At 34.1% G+C, this 6,998-nt stretch carries 6 protein-coding genes and 1 pseudogene; 3 read left to right on the top strand and 4 right to left on the bottom strand.

Going from position 1 to position 6,998, the window contains the following annotated elements:
- Both WAX78_RS23025 and rsgA read right to left on the bottom strand, forming a co-directional pair.
- The coding region (locus WAX78_RS23025) for a methyl-accepting chemotaxis protein (RefSeq protein WP_336484371.1) at positions 1–1,504 on the bottom strand (1,504 nt) is incomplete at its 3' end.
- Between the two features lie 311 nt (positions 1,505–1,815).
- Positions 1,816–2,868, bottom strand: a complete 1,053-nt coding sequence (rsgA, locus tag WAX78_RS23020; RefSeq protein WP_336484370.1) for a ribosome small subunit-dependent GTPase A — start codon at positions 2,866–2,868, stop codon at positions 1,816–1,818.
- Between the two features lie 312 nt (positions 2,869–3,180).
- Between rsgA and WAX78_RS23015 the strand changes: the two genes are divergently transcribed.
- From WAX78_RS23015 to WAX78_RS23005, 3 genes and pseudogenes are all read left to right on the top strand, one after another.
- Positions 3,181–3,528, top strand: coding sequence for a DUF4257 domain-containing protein (locus tag WAX78_RS23015; protein ID WP_336484369.1), 348 nt, complete (start codon positions 3,181–3,183; stop codon positions 3,526–3,528).
- A gap of 84 nt (positions 3,529–3,612) precedes the next feature.
- The gene (locus tag WAX78_RS23010) at positions 3,613–3,837 is read left to right on the top strand and encodes a hypothetical protein (RefSeq protein ID WP_336484368.1); all 225 of its coding nucleotides are present in this window, start codon (positions 3,613–3,615) and stop codon (positions 3,835–3,837) included.
- A 26-nt stretch (positions 3,838–3,863) separates the two neighbouring features.
- Positions 3,864–4,177, top strand: a pseudogene (locus tag WAX78_RS23005) (ArsR/SmtB family transcription factor).
- Positions 4,178–4,268: 91 nt separating this feature from the next.
- On the opposite strand, the gene WAX78_RS23000 reads toward WAX78_RS23005, so the two are convergent.
- Both WAX78_RS23000 and WAX78_RS22995 read right to left on the bottom strand, forming a co-directional pair.
- Positions 4,269–5,348, bottom strand: a complete 1,080-nt coding sequence (locus WAX78_RS23000) for an NlpC/P60 family protein (RefSeq protein ID WP_336484367.1) — start codon at positions 5,346–5,348, stop codon at positions 4,269–4,271.
- Between the two features lie 416 nt (positions 5,349–5,764).
- Positions 5,765–6,931, bottom strand: a complete 1,167-nt coding sequence (locus WAX78_RS22995; protein WP_336484366.1) for a transglutaminase domain-containing protein — start codon at positions 6,929–6,931, stop codon at positions 5,765–5,767.
- Positions 6,932–6,998 lie beyond the last annotated feature (67 nt).

The following is a 6,998-nucleotide window of genomic DNA, read 5'->3' as shown; positions in this document are numbered from 1 at the left end:
CTGCTTCAATTGCAGCATTCAATGCTAATAAATTCGTTTGATCAGCAATATTTTGGATCACTTCTAATATATCACCAATTTGTTTCGATTTATCAGCTAACAATTGAATGACTGCATCAGATTCTGAGACTGACTCATGAATGGATTGCATTTGATTTACTGTTTGTTCAACAAGTTTGTCCCCATCTTCTGCTTTTTCACGTGTATAAGCAGAGGAATTGGAAATGGCAGAGGAATTATCCGCAACAAGTTGAATTCCTTCTGTTACTTCTTGAAGCAATATCGCTCCTTGTTCAACACCTTTTGTTTGTGTTGCTGCGCTGCTTGAAACTTGGTCCATTGCCGCTGTAATTTGCTCAGTCGCTTCACTCGCTTGTCTCACGCTTGCCGTTAATTCTTCAGAAGCAGCAGCTACATGTCCGGCTGAAGAATTAATTCTTGAAATCAACTCACGTAACGACTGAACCATCTCATTGAAGCCTTTTCCAAGCTGACCAATTTCATCATTCGAGCGTACTTCAATCGTTTCTGTTAAATCACCTTCACTAATCTTATGAGAAGAAATTACTAATTGTTTTAAAGGTTTCGTAATAGAACGTGTGATGAAGTAAATAATCGCTCCTCCTACTATAAGAGAAATTGCCGAAATCAGTAACGTATTATAAAAGATAGGTTCTGCAGCTTTACTAACTTCATCTGTATACATCGTACCACCGATTTTCCATCCGGTTTTCGCATTTGTTGCAAATACCATTTTCTTTTCTTTATCCCCATATGAATATGAGAACGTTCCATGATTTGTTTTATACATTGGTTTCGCCCAAGCATCAGGTGCTTTTGTACCCGGCTTCTCTTCTGGGTGGGCAATAACATTTTGACTTTGATCTAGAATAAATGCATATCCCTTTTTACCGATATTAATCATTTTTGCTGTGTTTAATAAATTTTCAAGTTTCAAATCAATGCCGATAACGCCGCTGCCATCATCCAATTTTTTAGAAATTGTAACAACTATATTTCCAGTCGTTTTATCTTTATAAGGCTGTGTTACAACAATACCTCCATTTTTTTTCATTGCGTCTATATACCAAGGACGCTCTTTCGGATTATAGCCTGCAGGCATTTGTACATTTGGTTCTTGAATAAATGCCCCGCTATCAGTTCCTACATAAAGTTGTATTATCTGAGGGTGTAAGCTTACATACTGGGCAAGCATTTTCCTAATGCTTTCTCCATTTTCTGTTTCATGCATATTACGCTGAATTACTTTGGAAAACTGTGTAACATCATTAGATTCTGCGTCAATCATTTGATTAATTAAATTATCTAATATTTTAATATTGTCACTGGCACTACTCATAATTTGATTTTCAAAATTCTTCTTTGCACTTTCATAAGACATACTACCAATTATAGAAACAGTCGAAATCAAAATTACAAAAAATGAAAGTAGAAGTTTTTTTCCTACATTCATATTCTGAAATGGTTTAAACAACTTTGACATACAGCTCCCCCTTACGTTCTATCCAAGGTGATAATTTAAAATTATATAAAATGAAAAAACAGAAAATATAATACGAATCAATAAACTATACGACATTTTCCGACTCACTATTTGTAAATTCTATATAATTAATTTCGTTTTGTCTATATATAAAGATAATATTAATTCGAAATATAAATACATTAGAATAAATTGTTGTATATAGTGAAATCTTCTTTGACTTCTTAAAATCTTAAGAGGAAGCCTTACTGTCCGTTAATGCGGGATAAAAAGAAAACCCCAAAAGCACATACGCCTTTGGAGTTTTCTTTTTATTTTTTCTGTTTCATTTGCTTCGCAATCTTTTTCCACTTTTCACGCTCCGTACGAGCCAAAAGAGCATCCTGTTTTCTCATCGCGTAAGCAATTTCTTTTTGCAATTTTTTATAATTGAAAAATCGCGCTTCTTCTAATATTCCCTCATCAATTGCAATACGAATTGCACAACCTGGTTCATTTTCATGTTGGCAATCACGAAAACGACATTTTTTCGCAGCTTCTTCAATGTCAGAAAAGGTTGCGTGCATCGCTCCGCTGCCTTCCCAAAGCTGCAATTCCCTCATTCCTGGTGTATCAATAACAAGTGCACCAGTTGGTAATTGGAACAATTCCCGGTGCGTTGTCGTATGCTTTCCTTTACTATCACTCTCACGAATTTCACCTGTTTTTGCTACTTCATTTCCCATTAAAGCATTCAATAACGTGGACTTTCCTGCTCCAGAAGAACCAACAAGCGCAATCGTTTTTCCTGGTTGTAAAAACTGTTGTAACGTCTCTATTCCTGTTTGATGCAGACTATCAACCGCAAAAATAGGTGCACCAATTGCAACAGCCTCTGTTTCCATCACCATTTGCTGTACATCTGCACATAAATCACTCTTTGTCAAAATAACAACAGGTGTTGCTCCGCTCTCGTATGCTAACAGTAAATAACGTTCAATTCGTCTCACATTAAAATCAGCATTTAAAGCATTAACTAAAAAAAGATAATCCACATTTGCTGCGACAATTTGTTCCTCCGTTTTCTCCCCAGCTACTTTTCTTGAAAAAGAACTTTTTCTTGTAAGCACACCATGAATAATTGCTTTCTTTTCTTGTGGCAGTTTTGTTATACTTACCCAATCACCCACTGCAGGGTAATCACCTTTCTCAATTACTTCATATCGAAATTTCCCTGCTAACTCGGCTACATATTCACCATCTTCACATATAACCCGATACATATGTTTATGCTCTAATAAAACACGGCCTACTTCATATTGCTCCAATAATTGATCTTCAAAATATAAATCCCATCCAAATGCTACTAAATGATTACGATTCAAATTCGTATCCTCCCTAAAATGTATACTGCGGAAGGATATAGCGATTCTTTACAAAGCTCCGCCCATTCCTTCCGTATTTGCACTCATCGTATGAATCATATAAACAATCGTCATAATACATCACTCCGTTCTCGTTAGATTTAATTTTATTATATGAAATTTCAATTTAAATATCTACCATTTTTGACAGAATTTTCGGTATAATAAAGATACCCCACCCTAAACCAATTTTCTCAATATATGGTATATCAAGTTCTAAAAGGAGTATCTGTAATATAAACAGAATTGTATTTACTAAAAGGAGTGGATTTGATGGATATGTATTCGTGGCTAACGGCTCTTCTCGTTGGTGGAATTACCGGTTTTGTTGCCCATCTTATCAATCATCAAGGCAAATTGTTGCTTCCACGCCGATTAAAAACCTTTTTCCATCTTGGTTTTTTTGCTGATATCATTACTGGTAGTCTCGCTGCACTATTGGGTCTTGTTTTATTTGATGCGACAACAATGAAAGAAATTATTAAAGTTGCAATCGTTACTGCAATTTCTGGTCAAACATTTTTACTCCATCAAGCACTTGGAGGAGAACAAGCAAAGAATATGCAAATGAATAAAGCAAATGAAAAAATTCAAGAAATTGACAAATTATTAAAACGTTAATATGTACTATAACTAAGGAATTGTTGATATAATGAAAAATAAAATTCTGAATTGAAGTGTCTGTCAGAAGAGAGGGTGTTTCGTATGACAAACAAAAAGATAGAAGATTTCTTAACAGACCCTGAAAAAGAGGAGCTGATAGAAAACTACAAATGTTTACGAGAAGCCCGCACAAAACAAGAAGCAAACTATTTTGGTGAAGCAGTAAACAATTTGTTAGATAAAGCAAAACAACGCATTATTAAAGAAGCTGGTATGAAAGATGAAAATGCTGCAACGATTCAATCAAAACGAAAAGCACTGTTTTAGTATATACATGAAAACAGTGCTTTAACATTTCAGTTTACATAATATTTTTATTGTCTAACATAGAATCTGAAACTACTTTTTGCTTTGTTTCAGATTCTATGTTTCTTATAATCTCGCTTCTTTTAAATGTAAATAGCGAAAATACATACAAGCTAGCTTTAACCATCCCTCTATAGCTAAACCCACGCTATCTCATCACTTTAAAGTATTACGAGAGTCTGGTGTTATGTATACAAGAATCGAAGGGACACAACGTTTCATCTCTATTAGGACAGAAGACTTAAACAAGAGATTTCCTGGATTATTAGACACTATTTCACAAGCAACAGAACCTTATTAATAACACAAAAAAGCCTGTTAGTTGTCATAGACTAACAGGCCCTCAATTCACATAATTACATAATTTTATACAATTATATAGATATATTATATTAAAATCTTCCATACCCTAAAAAGTGATTACTCGTATACCAATCATTTACACTAGCAGTTCTAACCCCATCATTATCAGCATGAATATATTTTCCATTTCCTATGTAAATTCCCATATGGGAAGGACCTGCTTTATATGTATTTTGTAAGAATACTAAATCTCCAGGTTGTGGTGTACTCACTTCCCTGGCTCTATCCCAATATGAAGCAACATCCATTCTACTTATTGAATAGCCATTTCGACTAAATACATAATAAATAAATCCACTGCAATCAAATCCTCCAGGAGCAGATCCTCCCCATTGATATGGAGTGCCAAGTTGCCGCTTCGCAAGTTCTACAATACCATTGGCAGTGTTCACCCAATAACCATTTCCATCAAATGAATAGGACACACCTTCAATTGTAAGTTTTTCATTTGTGGCTAGTCCGTAATTTCCTGGAACATAGTATACCCATTTCCCATTCAACTTTTGCCAACCTTCTTGTACTTCTAAATATCCATTCCCATCAAATTGATACCATCTTCCATCAATTTTTTTCCAACTATTCACAACAATGCCCTTATCGCCCTGATAATAAACCCATTTCCCATTCAACTTTTGCCAACCTTCTTGTACTTCTAAATATCCATTCCCATCAAATTGATACCATCCACCATCAATATATTTCCAAGCAGTTGTTACAATTCCATTAGTTCCTTCATAATACATCCATTGTCCGTTCAATTTTTCCCAACCTGTTTTATTGACTAAATAACCCGTACTATCAAATTGATACCATCTTCCGTCAACATTTTTCCAATTATTCGTTACAATACCTTTTTGTCCTTCATAATACATCCATTGTCCGTTCAACTTTTCCCAGCCTGTTTTATTGACTAAATAACCGTTTCCATCAAATTGATACCATCCACCATCAATATATTTCCAATCATTCATTACGCGCCCCTGATTATTGTCTATATAATAGACCCAGGCCCCATTCTCTAATTGAACCCATCCTAATTGATTTGCAGCCTCTTTTACCGGTTGCAGTTTGTCTTCACCATTAGCAAACGCAGTTAGTGGTGCGCTCATACATAGAACACCCACAGCTAAAAATGTATTTTTTATTTTTTTTAAATTCATCGACACCATTTCCCTCTTCCAAATTTATAATCTATTATATAAAAATATGTAAAGTGATATATTCTAAAGTAAAAAATTTTCAACGAAAATATATAATAACATTAACAATATTACCAATAATTACGTCATATTCCAAGAAAAACCGACATTTCACATGACGAATAATGATGAAATTCCCTTAATCTATCAAAAAAATAATCATCATTATATAATGATGATTATTTTTTTGAACGCTAGTTCTTACCTCCTCTACTAAATCTTTAACAAGTTATCACTTTTTATAGCAGTCAATAACACTCCAACATTCAAAATATATTTGCACAAAAAAAGAAGAGCATCTTCATCTAGATGCCCTTCCACACAATTTAATAAGCAAATGTAATTGTTAATAATGAATATCCATCTTGCCCTTGATAAGGAGCTACCTGGTATGATACTCGCTTTGCCCCTTTTGGCCAAGAAATTTCATTCAATACCTTCTTAACATCTTGCATGGTGTGATCCACTGTTTGATGGTAACGAAGTTCTACCTTTTCTTGTTTAGACGTAAATTTTTGCTGCAATTTTTGCTTTAACTGGTTGTAATCTTCAGCCCCAAATTCCGGTGCTAAATATACAAGATTTGCATCTTTTAATATTTGTTGATAAATAGTGGACTTCTTACTACCTGCTTTAATTTTAGTCGTTAACTCATTATAATAGTTTGTATTTGCAACTGGATATTTACTACGATCCCATTGATGATCTTTACTCATTTGCTCATCAGACAAATTAAAGTAAGAATACATAACACGTCCCTGTTTATCTGGAACTGGATCATCAAATGTCGTATCGAGATGGTACCATTTACCATCAATACTTACAAGATTCCATGCGTGAGACTGACCATTTCCAGTTCCTATTACAATATGAGATTGAATTCCTGCTTCTTTTAATAGCTGATAAGTTAATAATGCATACCCTTGACAAACCGCCGAACGATTGACTAATGCGTCATATGCGGTGTAAGAACGAAGTGATGTGTCATATGAAACATGCTTCACTACATAGTCATGAATGGCTTTTACTTTTTCATTCTCATCCATTCCAGTTGTAATAATTGAATTTACAATTGATTTCGCTTGTTTCATTACATACTGTGATTGCTCTTTCGTTTCACGATATGAAATATTTAGTGTAAATGAGTAATTCCCTGGTAAACCACGAAGCGAAAACTTAGCGTTGCTTACATTGTATTTTAAATATTCATCTTTTTCTAACGTTTGATTATAAGCCTGCACCAATGTATCCAAAACCTCTTGTGCATTAGCATGTTTCGTCTTATATTTAATTGTAATATTTGTTTCATGATTATTTAGATGTTTTTGTAAATCTTGTTGAAATTCTGTAATCAATTTCGAATCATTTACAGAATTAGCCGTCTCTCCTACTTGTTTTGTAGCAGCATATGAGACTGAAGGAATATGAAGCGCTCCAGTTATAATAGCTGAACAAAGTGCCACAGTAGATACATATTTTATAGATTTTTTCATTTCATCACATCCTCGTAACATAAAATAATCTTAAACTAGCTTTCTTACATATCTCAACTATATACGA

The sequence above is a fragment of the Bacillus yunxiaonensis genome (assembly GCF_037104695.1).
Taxonomy (GTDB): Bacteria; Bacillota; Bacilli; order Bacillales; family Bacillaceae_G; genus Bacillus_A; species Bacillus_A yunxiaonensis.
The sequence above is the reverse complement of the archived record's forward strand: the minus strand, read 5'-3'. Positions and strand labels throughout refer to the sequence as shown.